The sequence below is a fragment of the Cellulomonas sp. P4_H4 genome (genome assembly GCF_056400865.1).
In genome coordinates this window covers 158,479-177,910 of record NZ_JBFUKL010000001.1, presented here as the reverse complement: position 1 = coordinate 177,910, position 19,432 = coordinate 158,479, and the positions used below count along the sequence as shown (strand labels likewise).

The 19,432-nt window shown below is 70.0% G+C and carries 12 protein-coding genes; 4 read left to right on the top strand and 8 right to left on the bottom strand.

Features of this window, described 5'->3' with window-relative positions; translation table 11 throughout:
• Position 1: 1 nt before the first annotated feature.
• Positions 2 to 6,166: an Ig-like domain-containing protein gene (locus tag AC1DPN_RS00895; protein ID WP_477082844.1), complete on the bottom strand. Its 6,165-nt coding sequence runs from the start codon at positions 6,164 to 6,166 to the stop codon at positions 2 to 4.
• A gap of 273 nt (positions 6,167 to 6,439) precedes the next feature.
• Between AC1DPN_RS00895 and AC1DPN_RS00890 the strand changes: the two genes are divergently transcribed.
• Positions 6,440 to 8,155, top strand: a complete 1,716-nt coding sequence (locus AC1DPN_RS00890; RefSeq protein ID WP_477082843.1) for a GMC oxidoreductase — start codon at positions 6,440 to 6,442, stop codon at positions 8,153 to 8,155.
• 56 nt (positions 8,156 to 8,211) lie between these two features.
• Here the strand turns inward: AC1DPN_RS00890 and nrdF are convergent, their stop codons facing one another.
• The 4 genes from nrdF to nrdH all read right to left on the bottom strand — a co-directional run bounded on the left by nrdF (position 8,212) and on the right by nrdH (position 12,080).
• Positions 8,212 to 9,186, bottom strand: a complete 975-nt coding sequence (nrdF, locus tag AC1DPN_RS00885; protein ID WP_477082842.1) for a class 1b ribonucleoside-diphosphate reductase subunit beta — start codon at positions 9,184 to 9,186, stop codon at positions 8,212 to 8,214.
• A 31-nt stretch (positions 9,187 to 9,217) separates the two neighbouring features.
• Positions 9,218 to 11,365, bottom strand: coding sequence for a class 1b ribonucleoside-diphosphate reductase subunit alpha (gene nrdE / locus AC1DPN_RS00880; RefSeq protein ID WP_477082841.1), 2,148 nt, complete (start codon positions 11,363 to 11,365; stop codon positions 9,218 to 9,220).
• Complete coding sequence (nrdI, locus tag AC1DPN_RS00875) at positions 11,335 to 11,751, bottom strand: class Ib ribonucleoside-diphosphate reductase assembly flavoprotein NrdI (protein WP_477082840.1); 417 nt, start codon at positions 11,749 to 11,751, stop codon at positions 11,335 to 11,337. The genes nrdE and nrdI overlap by 31 nt, the downstream gene beginning before the upstream one ends.
• A gap of 83 nt (positions 11,752 to 11,834) precedes the next feature.
• Positions 11,835 to 12,080 (bottom strand): glutaredoxin-like protein NrdH, encoded by a 246-nt coding sequence (gene nrdH / locus AC1DPN_RS00870; RefSeq protein WP_477082839.1) that lies wholly within the window; start codon positions 12,078 to 12,080, stop codon positions 11,835 to 11,837.
• A gap of 502 nt (positions 12,081 to 12,582) precedes the next feature.
• Here nrdH and AC1DPN_RS00865 point away from each other — a divergent pair.
• The 3 genes from AC1DPN_RS00865 to AC1DPN_RS00855 are packed head-to-tail and all read left to right on the top strand — an operon-like array spanning position 12,583 to position 16,582.
• Positions 12,583 to 12,966 (top strand): Rid family detoxifying hydrolase, encoded by a 384-nt coding sequence (locus AC1DPN_RS00865; protein ID WP_477082838.1) that lies wholly within the window; start codon positions 12,583 to 12,585, stop codon positions 12,964 to 12,966.
• Between the two features lie 55 nt (positions 12,967 to 13,021).
• Positions 13,022 to 16,210 carry a BTAD domain-containing putative transcriptional regulator gene (locus AC1DPN_RS00860; protein WP_477082837.1) on the top strand — a complete coding sequence of 1,063 codons (3,189 nt, stop codon included), beginning with the start codon at positions 13,022 to 13,024 and terminating at the stop codon, positions 16,208 to 16,210.
• A 45-nt stretch (positions 16,211 to 16,255) separates the two neighbouring features.
• On the top strand, positions 16,256 to 16,582 hold the full coding sequence (locus AC1DPN_RS00855; RefSeq protein WP_477082836.1) for a YbjQ family protein: 327 nt from the start codon (positions 16,256 to 16,258) through the stop codon (positions 16,580 to 16,582).
• A 64-nt stretch (positions 16,583 to 16,646) separates the two neighbouring features.
• On the opposite strand, the gene AC1DPN_RS00850 is transcribed toward AC1DPN_RS00855, so the two are convergent.
• The 3 genes from AC1DPN_RS00850 to AC1DPN_RS00840 all read right to left on the bottom strand — a co-directional run bounded on the left by AC1DPN_RS00850 (position 16,647) and on the right by AC1DPN_RS00840 (position 19,405).
• Complete coding sequence (locus tag AC1DPN_RS00850; protein WP_477082835.1) at positions 16,647 to 17,471, bottom strand: ABC transporter permease; 825 nt, start codon at positions 17,469 to 17,471, stop codon at positions 16,647 to 16,649.
• Positions 17,471 to 18,454: an ATP-binding cassette domain-containing protein gene (locus AC1DPN_RS00845; RefSeq protein ID WP_477082834.1), complete on the bottom strand. Its 984-nt coding sequence runs from the start codon at positions 18,452 to 18,454 to the stop codon at positions 17,471 to 17,473. Before AC1DPN_RS00845 ends, AC1DPN_RS00850 begins: the two co-directional genes overlap by 1 nt.
• A 78-nt stretch (positions 18,455 to 18,532) precedes the next feature.
• The gene (locus AC1DPN_RS00840; protein ID WP_477082833.1) at positions 18,533 to 19,405 is read right to left on the bottom strand and encodes a LacI family DNA-binding transcriptional regulator; all 873 of its coding nucleotides are present in this window, start codon (positions 19,403 to 19,405) and stop codon (positions 18,533 to 18,535) included.
• Between the last annotated feature and the right edge of the window lie 27 nt (positions 19,406 to 19,432).

Sequence of the window (19,432 nt, the reverse complement as noted above, 5' to 3'; positions counted from 1 at the left end):
ATCAACGTCCCACCTTCGTGGCGTCGGAGGTGCGGGTGGTCGGGGCGTAGCCGTCCTTGGTGCCGGTCACCTTGACGGTGAGCTCGCCACCCTTGTCGGCCGTACGCACGACGTACACCGGAGAGGTCGCGCCCGTGATCGGCTTCCCGTCCAGGAACCACTGGTAGTGGAGCGACACGGGGAACGGCGCCCAGGGCACCGTCACCGCGACCACGGGGAACCGCGGCTTCGCGATGCCGACGACGTGCACGTCGTGCGTCCCGAGCTGCCCGGGTTGGACTGTCGTCGGTGGCGACGCCACCCACGCGGAGGGTTCGTGGCCGGACGCGGTCCCCCGGACCTCGACCGTGAGCGCCTTGCCGACGTCGGAGGCACGGGGGCTGTAGGTGCTGCCCGTCGCGCCGCGGATCGGCGATCCGTCGAGCGACCAGCGGTACTCGAGCCGGACGTCCGGCGCCCACCCCGCGGTCTGCGGCGTGACCCGCTCGCCCACGACGGCGGTGCCGAGCGACACCGTGCCCGCGAGCACGGTCGGCTTGACCACCGCAGCGGTCTCGGCCGAGGTCACCGAAACGCTCTCCCAGCCGTCCAGGTAGCCGGTGACCTCGACGGTCACGGTCTTTCCGACGTCCTTCTTGGTCGGTGTGTACTCGGCCCCGGTGACGTCCTTGACCACCTTCCCGCCGACCGACCACCGGTACCCGAGCTCGATGCCGTCGGGTCCCCAGCCGGCACTCTGCGCGAGGAGCACCTGGCCGACCGTCGGGACGCCGACGATCTCGACCGTTCCCGCCGTGACCACGGCCTCGCCCGGTCCGGCGGTCACCTCGAGGGGTGCCTCCGCGACCGACTCGCCCTGTGCGGCCCGCACCGTGTACGCCCCACCGGGCAGGTCTCGCGGCAGCGGTGCCGTGCGCAGGGTGCCCGCGCCGTGCTCGTCGGTCGCGAGCGTGCCGAGCTCGACGCCACCCGGCTCGAGCGTCACGGCGTAGTCGGTACCGACCGTGCCGCCCGTGAGAGCCACGTCGATCGCGTCGCCCGTGGCCACAGGGCCGGTCGGCGCAGTGAGTCTCAGCGGCACGACGGGCGCGCTGTCGACCTCCCACTCGACGATCCCGACGTAGCCTCCCGCGGGCTTCGCCAGCGTCGCGCGCAGTGCCGTCGTCGTCACCGGGGCGTGCGTGACGATGTCGAACTGGCCGAGCGTCGTGGTGAATCCGGACGGCTCAGGCACGGGTGCCCAGGTGGTGCCGTCCTCGAGCAGGTATTCGAGCGTCCACGACGCGGGCAGACGCACGCCGCCACCGTCGTCGAAGAACATGAGCCGGCTCGTGGTCGTGGTGACGGGTTCCGGCCAGTCGAGGCGAGCCCACTGGGTGTCGCCTGCGATGTTCCACGTGCCCCAGGCCGAGGCCTGAGAGGTGACGGGGTGGACCGCGACGCCGTCGGTGATGCCCGCCGCGCGGTTCCACGTCGTCGTCGCGGACACGCTGACCACCGCGTTGGGCGCGATGTTCACCGGTGCGTTCGGATCGGGCGCCGGGACGTCGATGCTGCCGACGGCCGAGACGTTGCCCGCCAGGTCGGTCGCCCGGTACTCGACGATCGCTGCCTGCGCGATCGTCGCGCCGGATCCGTAGAGCGTCCACACCCCGCCGTCGACCCGGTACTCGATGGACGCGACACCGGAGCCGGTCTCCGTCGTCGAGAGCGTCAGGCGGCGCCGGGAATCGTCGAACGTCGCTGCCACCACGGGTGCGGTGCCGTCGATGTCGACCGCCGCGGTCTGCACCGGCGAGACGAGCCCGCCGGAGTCGGTGGCCCGGCCGCGAACCGTGTGCCGACCGTCACCGCTGAGGTCCACGGGCCCGGTGACCGGGTTCCACGCGCCGCCGTCGACCTGCACCTCGACAACGGGCGACGGGTCGTCGTCGGTCGCGGTGACCGTCACCGCGACGGGGCCGGTGAACCAGCCGCTCGCCGGGCGCGCGGGCTCGGTGGTCAGGGTGACGACCGGGGGTGCCGGCGCGCCTGAGGTGACGGTGACGACGACCTGCGGCCGCTTGTCGGTGCCGGCCACGGTCCCCTCGACCGTGAGCTCGCCCGCCTCGGCGTACGCCGCCGGGTCGACCGGGTCCCACGTCACGGGCAGCGACGCCTGCGAGCCGTCGTTGTAGACCGCGATCGCCCGGGCCGGGAGCGCAGGCGCGATGCCGGCGACGGTCGTCACGGACTGCTGCTCGAACGTGTTGACCTGCACGGCGTCGGTCGGGCGCACCCAGACCGTCGCGCGGGCCAGCTTCGAGGTGCCCTGCACGAAGCCCGGGACCGTGAAGTCGCCCTGTGCGCCGTACGCGTCGGCAGGGATGTCCTGCCAGGTCACCGCGCGTGGGACGCGGGTGCCGTCGGCGAACACGACCTCGACCTGGTCGGGCAGCACGGGTGCGACCCCGACGAGCGTGCGCACGGCCACCGGCTCGACCGACACGGGCTCGTCCGCGAGCGCCTGCCACTCGATGATGCCCGGGTAGCTCGCGCCGTTGCGGACCAGGGTGGCGCGCAACGACGTCGTCGTCACCGCGCCGTGCGTGACGGAGTTGAGCTCACCGTCGACCGTCGGATAGCCGCTCGCCGCCGGGACCGGCTGCCACGTCGCGTCGGCGGCCAGGTACTCCAGCGTCCACGACGACGGGGGCAGAACGCCGCCCGGGTCCTGGTTCGAGTGGAACAGGATGCGTGACTCGTCGACCCGCACCGGTTGGGGCCAGGTCAGCCGCGCCCAGTAGGTGTTGCCGGGACCGGCCGCGGTCCCCCACGTCCCCCACGCGTCCGACTCGGCCGCGACCGGGTAGCTCGCGTTGCCGTCGTTGATGGCGGCGATGCTGTTCCACCCGGTGACGGCGGAGGCCGTCGCCGTGGCGTCGGGTGCGACGTTGGTCTTCGCGTTGGCACTGACGACGGCGTCGACGACCACGTCCGCACCGGTGCTCAGCTCGCCGTCCGAGGCCGTGAGCCGCAGGACGTACCGGCCGCTGGTGTCGAACCGCACGACGGTCGTCGCGGACGCAGGGCTGGCGATGACCGCCTCGGCGCCGTCCGGTGCGCTGACCACGGTCCATGCGCTGGTCAGGGTGCCTGCGGGCTGGGCGTCGTCGGAGACCGAGCCGATCAGGCGGACCTGGCCGGGCTGGTCGAACGTCGTGTCCTGGTAGGCCGAGACCTTCGGCGCGGCGTTGGTCGACGGTGGTGCCGCGACGCCCGTCGAGAACGCCTGGATCTCCTTGAGGCCCGTGCGGAAGCCCGCCGCGTGCTTCACGGTGACGCGCAGCCGGTCGGCCTGGACCGCCGGGAACTGCAGGTGGTTGAGGTTGGCCGTCGAGTAGACCGGCGTGCGCGCCTGCCCGGCGACCGGGTGCCAGCCTGCGGCGTCGTGATACTCGAGCGTGTAGAGCTCGGGCGCCGCGTAACCCTGCACCGTCGCGCTCGTCGACGAGCGGTAGAAGTACAGCCGGGCGTCGTCGACCGTCTGCGTGCCGTCGAGCTCGACCTCCAGGGAGTCGGTCGCGTTCGGCGATCCGGCTGTGCCCCAGAACGGCTCGTTCACGGTCGTCCCGTCCACGGCACCGGCGGCTCCGCGTCCGGCGGCCCCGTAGGTCGCCGTCACCGGCCGGCCTGCGGCGAGGTTCGCCGAGCCCGTCGACGCCGTCGTGATGTCGGTACCGGCCTTGGCGAACACGTCGACGACGCGGTCGGTGTCGGCGAACCGCACGTCCGCCGCGGCCGCCAGCTCGGAGGACGACGAGGTCACGACCTGGGCGCCACCCTCGGGGAGCTCCACCACACCGGTCGTCGGGTCGTAGACGACGTGGGCCAGGTCGTCGACGGTGAACGCGAGCTCGCCGTCGAGGAACACGGAGTACCCCGCGGGGACCTCCGAGCCGTAGTGGTCGCCGGTCTGGTCCCACGTCACCGTCAGGTCGCGGTCGTGGTACCGGATGTTGTTGGCGGTGAAGTACGGCCAGTCGATGTCGACCGGGTCGAGCTCGATCTTGCCGTCCGCGCGGCTGCGCAGACCCATCGCGTCCTCGATGACCGTGAAGTTGGTCGCGCCGAGGATCGTGTGCTGGATCCATGACCGGTACCCGATGGAGCCGCCGTCCGCGGCAGACCCGTCGGCCCAGAACTCGTTCTGGTTCGGCAGCCGGTTGTCGCCGCCCTGATAGTGCGCGAACGCGTTCCAGTAGAGGAGCTGCTTGTACATCTCGGGCGTCACGTAGTCCGAGGGGTAGTCGCGCAGGACCGAGGCGAACATCCGGAAGAGCACCGTCGAGTTGATGACGGAGAAGTTGTTCGACCCCGCCTCGGGCGAGTCGTCCTTGTCCACCTGGTTGGCCGTGAAGAACGGGAACACCGGGAACTGGTCGGCGTCGGCGAACAGGCGCAGCGCCTCCACGTACGAGGCGTCGTAGTCCGGGTCGCCCTGCTTGGGCATGAGGCCGACGGTGAACGGGTAGTAGTTGTTGATCTCCTTGTACGGGTTGAGCGTCCCGTCCTGCGTCATGCGGTGCTTGAGCAGGTTGCCGTAGAGACCGACCTGGTCGGGCGTCGTCTGTGCCGGCTCCCACAGGTACTCCAGGACGGCCGAGCGCACGCGCGCCGCAAGGTCCTCCATGTGCTGGGCCTTCTCGTCCTCGCCCGCGACGCGGAAGAACTCGGCGGCCGCCTTGGCGTTGGAGTACAGGTACGCACTCTCGGTCCGGTCCATGTTCGCGCCGTGCCCGGGCCAGTGGAACGACACCGCGTCGGCGTCGTTGCCGGTCATCGCGCCCCAGCTGTACTCGATGAGGTCGTTGCCGTTGCCGTCGTACGCGTCGAGCAGGCCCTGGACGTCGTCCATCGAGTGCTGGCCGAGCGTCGCGCCGATCGCCCCCGGGCCGCCGTGGAGCTCGTAGGCGCGCCACGCGGCCTCGGTGATGTACTCCGTGTACGAGTTCGACCAGTTGGCCGGGTCGCCCGGGTTGTCGACGAACTTGCCCCGCTTGGACACCTCACCGACCGCCACGGCGGGCCCGTACGCGTAGGTCGGGTCGCGGAAGTACTTGAGGTCGTCGACGAACATCCCGACCGTGAGGACGATCGCGTTGTTGTAGCCGAGCACGCCCTCCATCGACGTCGGGAACTGGTAGTCGTTGCCCGGGACGTCGGCGTCGAGGTAGTTGTAACGCATCAGCCACCAGCGGTAGAAGAGCGTCTTGTCGATGTTGTCCTCAGGCGTGTCGAGGTACGGGATGTTCTCGGCCCACCACCGGTTGTACGTCGTGACGTGCGTGGTGAACGCCTCGGCCGGACTCGCCGCCCGGTACGCCGCGTACTCGGACTCCGCTGCGGGCAGCTCGTCCACGAGCATCCCGAGCTGGAGCTTGGTGCCGGCCGTGCCGCTTGCCGGGACGGCCAGCTCGCGCACCAGCGCGCCACCGCCCGGCGACGCCGTGAACCCGTCGCCCGACAGCCGCGGGTAGACGGTCGTGATGTTGTTGAGTGCGCGCACGGCGCCGACCAACTCGTCACCGTCTGCGCGGGTAGTCAGTGGCGACGTCGCATCCAGGCGCACCGTGCGCGCGGCGCCCGACGTGTCGGTGACGTCGACGTCGGCCACCATCACGTCGTCCTGGGTGATGAACTTGGTCTGCCGGAGCGTGAGCCCACCGCCGGTGAAGGTGCTCGAGAAGTACGACGGCGTCTGCCTGCGCTGCGAGGGCTGCTCGGTCAGTGCGACCGGCGTGCCGTCGACCTCGACGGTGTAGGTGAAGGCGCCCCCGCGGCCGAGCGACTCCCAGTACGCGACGTCCCCGCTCCAGCCGAGGACAGCGGGGTCGTGACTCTTCATGAACACGGCTCGGCCACGGGTGAACGCGACACGGTTCTCGTCGGCGTCGAATCCCTGCCCGGAGCGGGCGAGCATCCGGTCGACCCAGAAGTCGTTCCCGGGCGCGGTGCCGGCGCCCGCGCCCACGTCGGCATCGAACACGCGCTGCAGGTACGGCGACGGCGCGTAGTCGACGCCCGTGTCCGGGACGGGAGCCTCCGAGCCGTGGAAGACGGGCATCCCGAGGCTGCTCTGCGGGACCTCCGCACCCGGCACGGCCGCCGCGGTGAGCGGGACCAAGGAGGTGGCGACGACCGAAACGGCGACAAACGAGGTTGCGAGTACCCGGGCGCGGGCACGGGCGGGGAGGGACATCTTCACGACCGGGTGCTCTCTCTCCGTTGAGAATGCGAGGTTCGTGAAGAGCGTCGCATAGGTCAGAAATGCCCGCAACCGTTTTCGGACTTTTCGGAGTTTCGGCGCGCGTGGCTCCTCGCCCGTCCCGGCGTGGTGCTCGCCGTACAGTGGCGACACCTCTCGGGAATGGGCCGCTCCAGGAATCGCAGGTCTCGAATGCAGGAGTACGACGTCGTGGTCGTCGGCAGCGGGTTCGGCGGAAGCGTCGCGGCGCTCCGGCTCACCGAGAAGGGCTATCGCGTCGGCGTGCTCGAGGCGGGTCGCAGGTACGCGGACGACGAGTTCGCACGGACGAGCTGGGACGTCCGCCGGTTCCTGTGGGCGCCGAGGCTGGGTCTCAAGGGAATCCAGCGGATCCACGTGCTGCCCGACGTCGTGGTCCTCGCCGGCGCGGGTGTGGGTGGCGGATCGCTCAACTACGCCAACACTCTCTACGAGCCGGTCGCAGACGCGTTCTACCAGGACCCGCAGTGGTCACGCATCACGAACTGGCGAGCCGAGCTCGCGCCGTTCTATGCGCTGGCCAAGCGCATGCTCGGTGTCGTCACGAACCCGACGACGACCCCCTCGGACATCGTCATGAGGTCGGTCGCCGAACGGCTCGGCATCGCCGACACCTTCACCCTGACCCCGGTCGGTGTCTTCTTCGGGCAGGACGAGCCGCGGCCCGGTGTCAGCGTGCCGGACCCGTTCTTCGGTGGGACCGGGCCCGCGCGTACCGGCTGTCTCGAGTGCGGCCAGTGCATGACCGGCTGCCGGCACGGCGCGAAGAACACGCTCGTCAAGAACTACCTGTACCTGGCCGAGCGCGCCGGGGCCGTCGTCCACCCCGAACGGACCGTGACCCGGATCCGTCCCGTCGGCGACCACTACGAGGTGACGACAGTCCGCTCGGGCAGCTGGGGACGCGGACGACCGACCACCTTCCGTGCGCAGCAGGTGGTCCTCGCGGCCGGGACCTGGGGGACGCAGCACCTCCTGCACCGCATGAAGCAGTCCGGTGACCTGCCGGGGCTGTCCGACCGCCTCGGCCACCTGACACGGACCAACAGCGAGAGCCTCGGCGGCGCGATGACCCGTCTGCGGTCCCCCGTCCGGCCCGACTTCACGCGCGGCGTCGCGATCACGTCGTCCATCCATCCCGACCCGACGACCCACGTCGAGCCCGTCCGGTACGGCAAGGGCTCCAACCTGATGGGCCTGCTGACCACGGTCGCGACGAAGGGCGGCTCCGGCAGGAGGTGGGTCGCGTGGCTGCGGCAGGTCGTCCGCCACCCAGGGCAGCTCGCGTCGATCTACCTCGGCATGCGCCACTGGTCGGAGCACAGCGTCATCGCGCTGACGATGCAGACCCACGACAACAGCATCACGGTCGCCCCGCGACGCACGCGGTTCGGGCGGTTCAGGCTCACGAGCACGCAGGGGCACGGCACTCCGAACCCCACCTGGATCGAGGCCGCCGACACCGTGCAACGGGCGATCGCCGACGAGATCGGCGGGTTTCCGCTGGGCTCCGTCAGCGACATCGTCGACGTCCCCATGACCGCGCACTTCCTCGGGGGCTGCGCCATCGGCGCCACTGCGGACGAAGGCGTCGTGGACGGCTACCACCGCGTGTTCGGGTACCCGGGGCTGCACGTCGTCGACGGGTCGGCCGTGTCCGCCAACCTGGGCGTGAACCCGTCGCTCACGATCACCGCGCAGGCCGAGCGCGCGATGTCCCTGTGGCCCAACAAGGGGCAGCCCGACCAGCGGCCTGCGCCGGGAGCCGCCTACCGGCCCGTCGCGTCCACCGCCCCGCTGCACCCGGTCGTCCCGGCCGACGCTCCCGCGGCCCTCAGGCTGCCGATCGTCGACGTGCGGCACCACTGACGACGAACGGCTGGGCACCCGATCGGGTGCCCAGCCGTTCAGTGCCGAGACGAGGCTCAGAAGTCCCAGTCGTCGTCTTCCGTGTTCACGGCCTTGCCGATGACGTAGGACGAGCCGGACCCGGAGAAGAAGTCGTGGTTCTCGTCGGCGTTCGGGGACAGGGCCGACAGGATCGCCGGGTTGACGTCGGTCTCGTCGCGCGGGAAGAGCGACTCGTAGCCGAGGTTCATCAGCGCCTTGTTGGCGTTGTAGCGCAGGAACTTCTTGACGTCCTCGGTCAGGCCGACGCCGTCGTAGAGGTCCTGCGTGTACTCGACCTCGTTGTCGTACAGCTCGAAGAGGAGCTCGAAGGTGTAGTCCTTCATCTCCTGCTTCTCGTCCGCCGACAGCTTCTCGAGGCCCTTCTGGTACTTGTAGCCGATGTAGTACCCGTGCACGGCCTCGTCACGGATGATCAGGCGGATCAGGTCGGCCGTGTTGGTGAGCTTGGCGCGGCTGGACCAGTACATGGGCAGGTAGAAGCCCGAGTAGAACAGGAACGACTCCAGCAGCGTGCTGGCCACCTTGCGCTTGAGGGGCGAGTCGCCGCGGTAGTACTCCATGACGATCTCGGCCTTGCGCTGGAGGTTGGCGTTCTCCTCCGACCAGCGGAACGCCTCGTCGATCTCCTTGGTGGAGCACAGCGTCGAGAAGATCGAGCTGTAGGACTTGGCGTGCACCGACTCCATGAACGCGATGTTCGTGTAGACGGCCTCCTCGTGCGGCGTGATCGCGTCGGGGATCAGCGAGACGGCGCCGACCGTGCCCTGGATCGTGTCCAGCAGCGTCAGGCCGGTGAAGACGCGCATCGTGAGCGTCTTCTCCTGCTCGGTCAGCGTCGCCCACGACTGCACGTCGTTGGACACCGGCACCTTCTCCGGCAGCCAGAAGTTGCCGACGAGGCGGTCCCAGACGTCCGCGTCCTTGTCGTCGTCCAGGCGGTTCCAGTTGATCGCCGAGACACGGCTGACCAGCTTCAGCTTCTCGCTCATCGCGTTGCTTCCTTCATGTTCAGAGCGGCGGTCAGAGCATGCACGAGACGCAACCCTCGACCTCGGTCCCCTCCAGCGCGAGCTGGCGGAGGCGGATGTAGTAGATCGTCTTGATGCCCTTGCGCCAGGCGTAGATCTGCGCCTTGTTCAGGTCACGCGTGGTGGCCGTGTCCTTGAAGAACAGGGTCAGCGAGAGGCCCTGGTCGACGTGCTGCGTGGCCTCGGCGTAGGTGTCGATGACCTTCTCGTAGCCGATCTCGTACGCGTCCTGGTAGTACTCCAGGTTGTCGTTCGTCATGAACGGCGCCGGGTAGTAGACGCGGCCGATCTTGCCTTCCTTGCGGATCTCGATCTTCGACGCGATCGGGTGGATCGAGCTCGTCGAGTGGTTGATGTACGAGATCGAGCCGGTCGGCGGGACGGCCTGCAGGTTCTGGTTGTAGATGCCGTGCTCCTGCACCAGGGCCGACAGCGCCTTCCAGTCGTCCTGCGTCGGGATGTGCACGCCGGCCTCGGCGAACAGCGCCTCGATGCGCGCCGTCTTCGGCTTCCACTCCTTCTCGGTGTACTTCTCGAAGTACTCGCCGGTCGCGTACTTCGAGTCCGCGAAGCCCTCGAACGCGCTGCCGCGCTCCTGGGCCAGCAGGTTCGATGCACGGATCGCGTGGTACGCCACGGTGTAGAAGTAGATGTTGGTGAAGTCGAGGCCCTCGTCGGAACCGTAGAAGATGCGCTCGCGAGCCAGGTAGCCGTGCAGGTTCATCTGACCCAGGCCGATCGCGTGACCGCCGGCGTTCGCCTTCTTGATCGACGGCACCGACTCGATGCTCGTCTGGTCGGCGACACCGGTCAGGGCGCGGATCGCGACCTCGACGGACTTGCCGAAGTCGGGCGAGTCCATCGACAGCGCGATGTTCATCGAGCCGAGGTTGCAGGAGATGTCGCGGCCGACCTCCTTGTAGGAGAGGTCCTCGTTGTACGTCGACGGCGTCGAGACCTGCAGGATCTCGGAGCACAGGTTCGAGTGTGTGATCTTCCCGGCGATCGGGTTGGCCCGGTTCACCGTGTCCTCGAACATGACGTACGGGTAGCCGGACTCGAACTGCAGCTCGGCGAGCGTCTGGAAGAACTCGCGGGCACTGATCTTGGACTTCTTGATGGCCGCGTTGTCGACCATCTCGTAGTACTTCTCGGTCACGTTGATGTCCGCGAACGGAACCCCGTACACGCGCTCGACGTCGTACGGCGAGAACAGGTACATCGGCTCGTTCTTCTTCGCCAGGTCGAACGTGATGTCCGGGATGACGACTCCGAGCGAGAGGGTCTTGATCCGGATCTTCTCGTCGGCGTTCTCGCGCTTGGTGTCGAGGAACCGGTAGATGTCCGGGTGGTGCGCGTGCAGGTACACGGCACCGGCGCCCTGGCGGGCACCCAGCTGGTTGGCGTACGAGAACGAGTCTTCGAGGAGCTTCATCACGGGGATGACGCCCGAGCTCTGGTTCTCGATGTGCTTGATGGGCGCGCCGTGCTCGCGGATGTTGGTGAGCAGGAGCGCCACGCCGCCGCCGCGCTTGGAGAGCTGCAGCGCGGAGTTGATGCCGCGCGCGATGGACTCCATGTTGTCCTCGATGCGCAGCAGGAAGCAGGAGACGGGCTCGCCGCGCTGCGCCTTGCCGAGGTTGAGGAACGTCGGGGTGGCCGGCTGGAAACGGCCGGACGCGATCTCGTCGACGAGCGAGATCGCGAAGTCCTGGTCACCCTCGGCCAGCGCGAGCGCGACCATGCAGACACGGTCCTCGAAGCGCTCCAGGTACCGCTTCCCGTCGAACGTCTTGAGCGTGTACGACGTGTAGTACTTGAACGCGCCGAGGAAGGTCTGGAAGCGGAACTTCTTGGAGTACGCGTACTCGAAGAGGGTCTTGATGAACGCGCGGTCGTACTGCTCCAGGACCGCGGGGTCGTAGTACTTGTTCTCGACGAGGTAGTCGAGCTTCTCGTTGAGGTCGTGGAAGAAGACCGTGTTCTGGTTGACGTGCTGCAGGAAGTACGCCCGAGCCGCCTCACGGTCCTTGTCGAACTGGATCTCATCGTCCGCGCCATACAGGTTCAGCATGGCGTTGAGGGCGTGGTAGTCCAGGCCTGACGTCTCTACGCGGGTATCTGCGACTGTCGTTGCCAAAATCTTCCCAATCCCTCGCGGACGCTTCTGACGTCCTCTTGCGTTCCCATGAGCTCGAACCCGTACAGGTAGGGGACGTGGCACTTGGCCGCGATGATGTCCCCCGCTATGCAGTAGGCCTCGCCGAAGTTCGTGTTACCGGCCGCGATGACGCCACGGATCAGTGCACGGTTGTCCTCGTCGTTGAGGAACTTGATGACCTGCTTGGGCACTGCGCCACCCTCGTTGCCCCCGCCGTACGTCGGCAGGATCAGCACGTACGGCTCGGAGGCATGCAGGAACGGGTCTGTCGGCTTGAGCGGGATGCGCTGCGCGTCGAGACCGAGCTTCTGCACGAAGCGGTGGGTGTTGTCCGAGGCAGAGGAGAAGTAGATGAGGGAGCTCATCGGTCCATCCCCTCGCTCGGGTCCTTCGGGCATGCCCACCGGGCCGGCGCGGTGTCGAGACCAGCGCCGGACCCGGGAGTGTGTCAGGCGACGGCGGTGGCCAGTCGCTCGGCGAGTGCCTTGATGCGGTCGGGCCGGTAGCCGGACCAGTGCTCACCGTCGACGATCACGACGGGCGCCTGCAGGTGGCCGAGCGACATGACGTAGTCACGTGCGTCGGCGTCCTGGCTGATGTCCACGACGTCGTAGTCGGCCTCGAGCTTGTCGAGCGCACGGTAGGTCGCGTTGCACTGGACGCACGCCGGCTTGCTGTAGACCGTGATCGTCATCGTGGCTCCTGTGTGATCTGGCTGCTGCGTGCTCCCCCGAGCCCGCCGCACTGCTGCTGTTCTGAGTGACCGGGAGACCGCTTCACACGCCTCGTCCGGGGGATCAATCCGCCGGACTCTGCCTGCTCACTGCCCGCTCGCAACCGCTCGCTCGTTGCCAACGACTCTCTCGTAACGTCTGAACAAGACACTACACCTAGTGGTCGGGGAAGCAATGGACCACTAGGGGTTGTAGTGACACGGATGTCATTCTTCACCCTGTGGACAAGATCCAGGCTATCGCCGACCACTGACACAGGCCCCGACCAGCAGGTTCACGGGGCCGTCCACAGACATCCACAGGCCCCCATCGGACACCCACAGGGCCGTGCACATCGCTGTGCACACGCCGTGTGTCCGATTCGCCCCGAAACGTTCCCCGGGCGGTACCTTTCGACGGGTAGGACGCGGCTCCGACCGCATCCGTTCTGCCCGCCCCGACACCGTCCGTCTGGGAGATCCGATGACCCGGCACAGCATCCACACCGACGACGCCCCGGCCGCGCTCGGGCCGTACAGCCAGGCGATCGTCGCGGGTGGCTTCGTCTTCTGCTCGGGCACCGCCGGGATCGACCCCGTGACCGGGGACGTCCCCGACGGCATCGAGGCCCAGACCGAGCTGGCTCTGCGCAACATCGCCGCGACCCTCGAGGCGGCGGGCGCGTCGATGGCCGACCTGGTCAAGACCACCATCTTCTACGCCGACGTCGCCGACTTCGCGGCTCTCAACGCCGTGTACGCCCGCCACATGCCCACCCCACCGCCCGCGCGGTCGGCACCCGCGAACGTTCGCCTGCCTCGCGGCCTGCTGGTCTCCATAGACGCGATCGCGGTCGTCCCCGGCTAGGCGAGCTCGACCAGCGCGGGCGCATGGACGCGGCGCGGTGCGGGATGCTGTGCACGTGCAGATCACCACCCTCGGGGCGCTCACCGTCGACGGTCGCCCCGTCCGTGGGGACCGGCTGGTCGCCCTCATCGGCGCGCTGCTCGACGCGCGCGGGCGTGTCGTGTCGTCGGCGGCCCTCGTCGAGGACGTGTGGGAGGGCATCCCGCCCGACGACGCCGTCGGCGCGGTGCAGGCTCTCGTCTCCCGTGCGCGACGGCTCGGGCTGCCCGTCACCGGTGCACCCGGCGGCTATCGGCTGCCGACCGAGGACCTCGACATCGACGTCGCCGAGCTCGAGGAGCTGCTCGACCAGGGCCGTGCCGCACTGCGCGCGGGCGATCCGTCGACCGCGCACGAGCTGTCCGGCCGGGCCCGCGCGATCCTCCCGGCGGTCCCCGACCTGACCGACCCCACGACCGCGCGGCTGCTCGCCGAGGCGGTGACCGTGCGCGCCGAGTCGGGCCTCGCGCTGGGTGACACGACCGACGTCGTCGACGACCTGCGCCGCCGGGCCCTGGGCACCCCGCCCGACGAGCCGCTGGTCGCGCTGCTGGTCCGGGTGCTGGCGGCGCAGAGCCGGGACGCCGAGGCGCTCGAGGTGGTCGACCGCGTCCGCACCGAGCTGGCCGAGCGGTACGGCACCGACCCGTCCCCGGTCCTCGCACAGGCCCACCTGGCGCTGCTGCGCGGCGAGCTGGCCGCGACAGCGCCGCCCGCGCCCGCCACGACCGCGCCACGGGTGCACCTGCCGGGCGCCTGGCGTCGGCCCGCGACCGCGCTGGTCGGTCGCGACGAGGACGTGGCCGAGATCGAGGCCGCGCTCGCGACGAGCCCGCTGGTCACGATCGTCGCGACCGGCGGCGCCGGCAAGACCCGGCTCGCCACCGAGGTCGCGCGCCGCGCGGCGGCCGCCGGCCGGCCCGTCCGCGTGATCGAGCTGGCCGGCGTGCGTGCGCCGGGCGAGGTCCTGCCGACCGTGCTGGCCGCGATCGGTGGCGCCGACGCGACCGCCTCGCGCGTCGAGCTCGCCCTCCCCCGGCAGCTGCACTCGCCCGAGGACCGGATGCGGCTCGCGATGCAGGACCTCGACGGCCTGCTCGTCCTCGACAACTGCGAGCACGTGCTGGATGCCGCCGCGAGCGTCGTCGGCGACCTGCTGGCCTTGGCCGCGGACGACGTCGTGGTGCTGGCCACGAGCCGAGCGCCCCTGGGCCTCGTCGGCGAGGCCGTGCACCGCCTGCGCACGCTCCCCGACGCCGACGCCGTCGCGCTGCTCGAGGCGCGGGCGCGTGCCGGGAGGGCGGCGGTCGGCTGGGAGCCCGAACGCGCCCTCGAGCTGTGCCACCGCCTGGACAACCTGCCGCTGGCGCTCGAGCTCGCCGCGGCTCGGCTGCGGTCCATGGCCGTCGAGGACGTGCTCGACGGCCTGACGGACCGGTTCTCCCTCCTCGACGACGCCCTGCGCGGGCTGCCCGAGCGGCACGCCAGCCTGTGGGCGATGGTCGACTGGAGCCGCGAGCTGCTGGAGCCCGCCGACCGCGACCTCCTGCAGCGTGTCTCGGTCATCCCGACCGCGTTCACCGCCGAGACCGCGATCGCCGTGGCGGGCACCCAGCCGCACATCGTGCGCCGCGGGCTGGCGACGCTGGTCGAGCAGTCGCTGCTCACCCTCGACGACCACGACTCGGGCGTCGTCCTGTACCGGATGCTCGAGACCGTCCGCGAGTACGGAGAGGCTCGTCTGGACGCCGCCGGGGAACGCTCCGACGCGATGACCGGGCTGGTGCGCTGGGCCGGGATCGAGGCCGGCCGCCTGTTCGACAGGTTCGTCGGCCGCGACCAGATCGACGCGTTCGACCGCTGCGCGCAGCAGCAGGAGTCGTTCCTCGCCGCGCTGCGCTGGGCGCTGGAGAAGGACGACGAGGTCACCCCCGTGCGGATCGCCAGCGCGCTGTTCCACCTGTGGAGCGTGCGCGGGGCACACCTCGAGGTCATCGAGTGGGCGCCCCAGATCCTCAAGGCGTACGACCCCGCCGCTCGCAACCGGTCGGCGCTGTACCACGGAGCCGCCGCCGGGCGGCCGCTCCCGGACGCCGACCGCATCACCTCGGCCTGCCTGTTCGCGGCCGTCAACGCCGGCGTCTCCGGCTCGTACCGGATCGGGGCGCTCGCGGCACGGGTCATCGGTCGGGTCATGGCGGACCGGCCCGAGCAGGTGTCCCCGCGCTCGGCCGCGCTGGCGTCGCTGCTGCCCGGCCTGAGCACCAGCGACATGTCCGTCGCGCTCGCGGCCGCGGAGCGGATGATCGAGAACGACGACCCCTACCTGCGCGGGCTGGGCCTCTTCATGCGGGCGGCGACCCGTGAGAACGCGGGCGACCCGAGCATGTCGAGCGACGACGCCCGCGAGGCCTACCGCGCGTTCGAGCTCGCCAGCGACCACTGGGGCATGGGCATGGCGGCGCAGGGCATCGGGCAGTGGGCAGGTGCCCGCGGCGAGCCCGATGCCGAGGAGTGGCTGCTCCGCAGCGTCGAGCACCTGGAGCTCGTCGGCGCCCAGCACGACGTCCGCAGCATCACGGTCCTGCTCGACGTGCAGCGCGCGCTCGCGGGCGAGGAGGGTGCGGTCGAGCGCCTGCGCGAGGTCACGCTCTCCCCGCAGGTCGAGGACATGGACATCGCCCAGGCCCACCTCGGGCTCGCGCACGTGGCGTGGGCCGCCGGGGACGTCACCAGCGCGGTGACCGACGCCGAGGCCGCCACCGCGCTCGTCGAGAACGGGGTGGTCGGCGCGCCGCAGGCCCGGGTGCTGTTCCGCGTCGCGGCCGCCGTGGTCCACCTGCGCTCGACCGGACTCGGCCGCGCCGACGACCGTGGTGCCGAGCTGCGCGCCGTCGAGCTGCTGGAGCTGGCCGGGGACGACGCCCAGAGCATGCAGGACATGCCCGTGCTGGGCTCGTACGCCCTCGGTGTCGCCGAGCTCGCGGCCCACCGGGGTCGGGCGGCGGACGCGCGCGAGCTGTGGTCGCTCGGCATCCGCCTGGGCGCCAACCTCGCGATGCTGTTCCAGCTCGGGCTGGGCGCGACCCTCGCGGGCCTGCTCGGGGACGACGACGAACGTGAGAAGACGCTCCGCCTGTGGCGCGACCGCCCGGGACCCGACGCCGCCGCACGCATCCGCGAGCTCGCTCCCGCCATCGTCTGACCTACGCTCGGAGACAACAGCCGCTCGCCCCGAGGGGGAACCCTGATGGACTTCCTGGTCTCGACGATGAACGACGCCCCCGGGTTCAGCATCACGACCGTGCTCGGCGAGGTGACCGGGCTGACCGTGCGCGCGCGCAACGTCGGCGTGCAGATCGGAGCTGCGTTCAAGGCGTTCGGCGGCGGCGAGCTCAGAGGCCTGACCAAGCAGCTCCAGGAGAGTCGCGACGAAGCCGTGAACCGCATGGTCGAGGCCGCGCGGGCCCGCGGCGGCAACGCCGTGATCGCGATGCGGTTCGACGCCAACGAGGTGTCCGCCGGCTACCAGGAGATCGTCGCGTACGGCACCGCCGTGGTGATCGTCCGGGAGTGAGCGTGCCGACGACGGAAGAGGGCGGCCACCGTGTCCGGTGACCGCCCTCTTCTCGTCGCGAAGGTCAGGCCTTCTTGCGGTACGCGCGCAGCGCGAGCGGCATGAACACCACGACCAGGCCGAGGCACCACAGCAGCGTGTAGACGAGGCTGTTGCCCATCGGCGAGCCGAGGAAGAAGCCGCGCATCGCGGCGACCAGGTGCGTCAGCGGGTTCCACTGCACGAACGTCTGCATCCAGCTGGGCAGCGTGGTCGCCGGGACGAACACGTTGGACGCGAAGCTGAGCGGCATGATGATCAGGAACATGATCCCCTGCACGGCACCGGACGTCCGGACCTTCATCCCGACGAACACGGACACCCAGCTCAGCGACAGAGCGAACGTGATGGCGAGCAGGCACCCGGCGAGGGCGCTGAGCGGATCGGTGAGGATCCGGAAGCCCATCAGGTAGCCGACGACGAACGTCGAGACGATGACGACGACGTAGCGGACCACGTCACCGAACACGGCTCCGACGAGGGGAGCGGCACGCGGGATCGGCAGCGACTTGAAGCGGTCGAAGATGCCCTTGCCCAGGTCGGTGTTCAGGTTGACGCCGATGGCGATCGAGCCCTGCGCGATGGTCTGGGCCAGGATGCCCGGGAGCAGGAACTGCAGGTAGGTCGTCGTGTCACCGGCGACCGCGCCACCGAAGATGTAGACGAAGATCACGAGGAAGATCGCTGGCTGCAGCGTGACGTCGATGAGCGCCTCGGGCGTGCGCCACGTCTTGATCAGGCTGCGCTTGGCCAGCGACAACGAGTGCCGGACCAGCGGGAACGGCCGCCTGGCTGCGGCGACGGCGGCGGACGGCGTCTGCCGTGCCGTGGGGGTTGCGACGGTGGTCATCACGCCACCTCCTTGTCTGTGGTGACGGTCGTGTCGTCCTCGGACGCGGTGCGGCCCGTGAGCGTGAAGAACACCTCGTCGAGGCTGGGCAGGTGCAAGGACAGCTCGGTGACGCCGATGCCGACGCTCGCCAGGCGGGAGACCGTCGCGGTGAGCGCGGAGTCGTCGGCCACCGGGACCGCGAGGACGCCCTTGCGGATCTCCTCCGCACGGCCGTCGGAGGACACCTGCGCCAGGATCGTCGCCGTCTCCTCCAGCCGAGTCAGGTCGGCGGGGCGGACCTCGAGGGTCTGACCGCCGACGATGCGCTTGAGGCCGTCGGGGGTGTCGTGCGCGATGACGCGACCGTGGTCGATGACCGTGATCTCGTCGGCCAGCGCGTCGGCCTCCTCCAGGTACTGCGTGGTCAGCAGGACTGTCGAGCCCTCCGTGACGAGCGAGCGCACGACGTCCCACATGTCCTCGCGCTTGGAGGGGTCCAGGCCGGTGGTCGGCTCGTCGAGGAAGATCACGTCGGGGCGTCCGACGAGGCTCGCGGCCAGGTCGAGGCGGCGACGCATGCCTCCGGAGTAGGTCTTGGCGGGCCGGTCGGCCGCGTCGGTCAGGTCGAACCACTCGAGCAGCTCGGCGGCGCGCGCACGGGCGCCGGCCTTGCCCAGGTCGAGCAGCATGCCGAAGAGCACGAGGTTCTGCCGGCCCGAGAGGTCCTCGTCGACGGACGCGTACTGACCCGTGAGGCCGATCGACTGACGGACGCGGACGGAGTCCTTGACCACGTCGTACCCGGCGATACGCGCGGTGCCGGCGTCGGGGGTGAGCAGGGTGGACAGGATGCGGACGGCCGTCGTCTTGCCGGCTCCGTTGGGGCCGAGCACGCCGAGGACGGTTCCGCGGGCGACGGCGAGGTCGACGCCTTGCAGCGCCTTCGTCGTACCGAAGTGCTTGACGAGGCCGTGGGCCTCGATCACCAGGTCTGATGTCATGGCTCGAGCCTGCAGGACGTCGCTGACAGCAGGCCGACATGGCGCTGACACGGGCGTGACACCCGTGTCGGACTCGTGTCAGGCGGTCCCTGTGCCCATCGAGCTCGGCTCGGCGAAGCGTCCGGTCGACGCACGCGCCGACAGTCGCTGCATCGGCGCCTGGTACGCGCGGACGGGTCCGTCGGCGAACGTGTTCAGCACGCACATGCCCACCTGCTGGCCCATGCCGTGCACGTCGAGCGTCATGGCCGACAGGGTCGGGTTCGACAGGCGGCACAGCGCCGAGTCGTCCCACGCCAGGAGCGAGAGCTGCGCGGGGACGGGGATGCCCATCTCGGTGGCGACCGCCATGGCCGCGAGCGCCATCACGTCGTTGTCGAAGATGATCGCGGACGGCGCCCCGCGACGACCCAGGAGCGCACGCGCCGCGCTCTTGCCCGAGTCCTCGGTGTAGTCGCCCTCGACGATGACCCCCTGCACGGACCGCTTCGCGCACTGGTCGAGGAACGCGTCGCTGCGCTCGCGCGTGTGCACCAGCTGACGCGGGCCGCTGACCCGGGCGAGGTGCTCGTGCCCCAGGCCGACGAGGTAGTCGACGGCGTCGCGGCTGGCCTGCGCGTCGTCGATCCAGACGTTGGAGAACTCCATGCCGGTGCGCGGCCCGCCGACGACCACGGCCGGGATGCCGAGCTCGGCGAGGACCGGCATGCGCGGGTCGTCGACGACGACGTTGACCACGATGACCGCGTCGACCATCGAGCCGGCGGCCCACCGACGGTAGGCCTCGATCTCGGCCGTCAGGTCCGGGACCACGTGCAGCAGCAGCGATCGGTTGTCGGTGGCGAGCACCTCTTCGATGCCGGCGATCAGCTCGCCGAAGAACGGCTCGTGACCCAGCATCCGCGCGGGGCGTGCGAGGACCAGTCCCACGGCATCGGTTCGATTGGTCACGCGGTCAGGGTAGTGGTCAGGACGCTC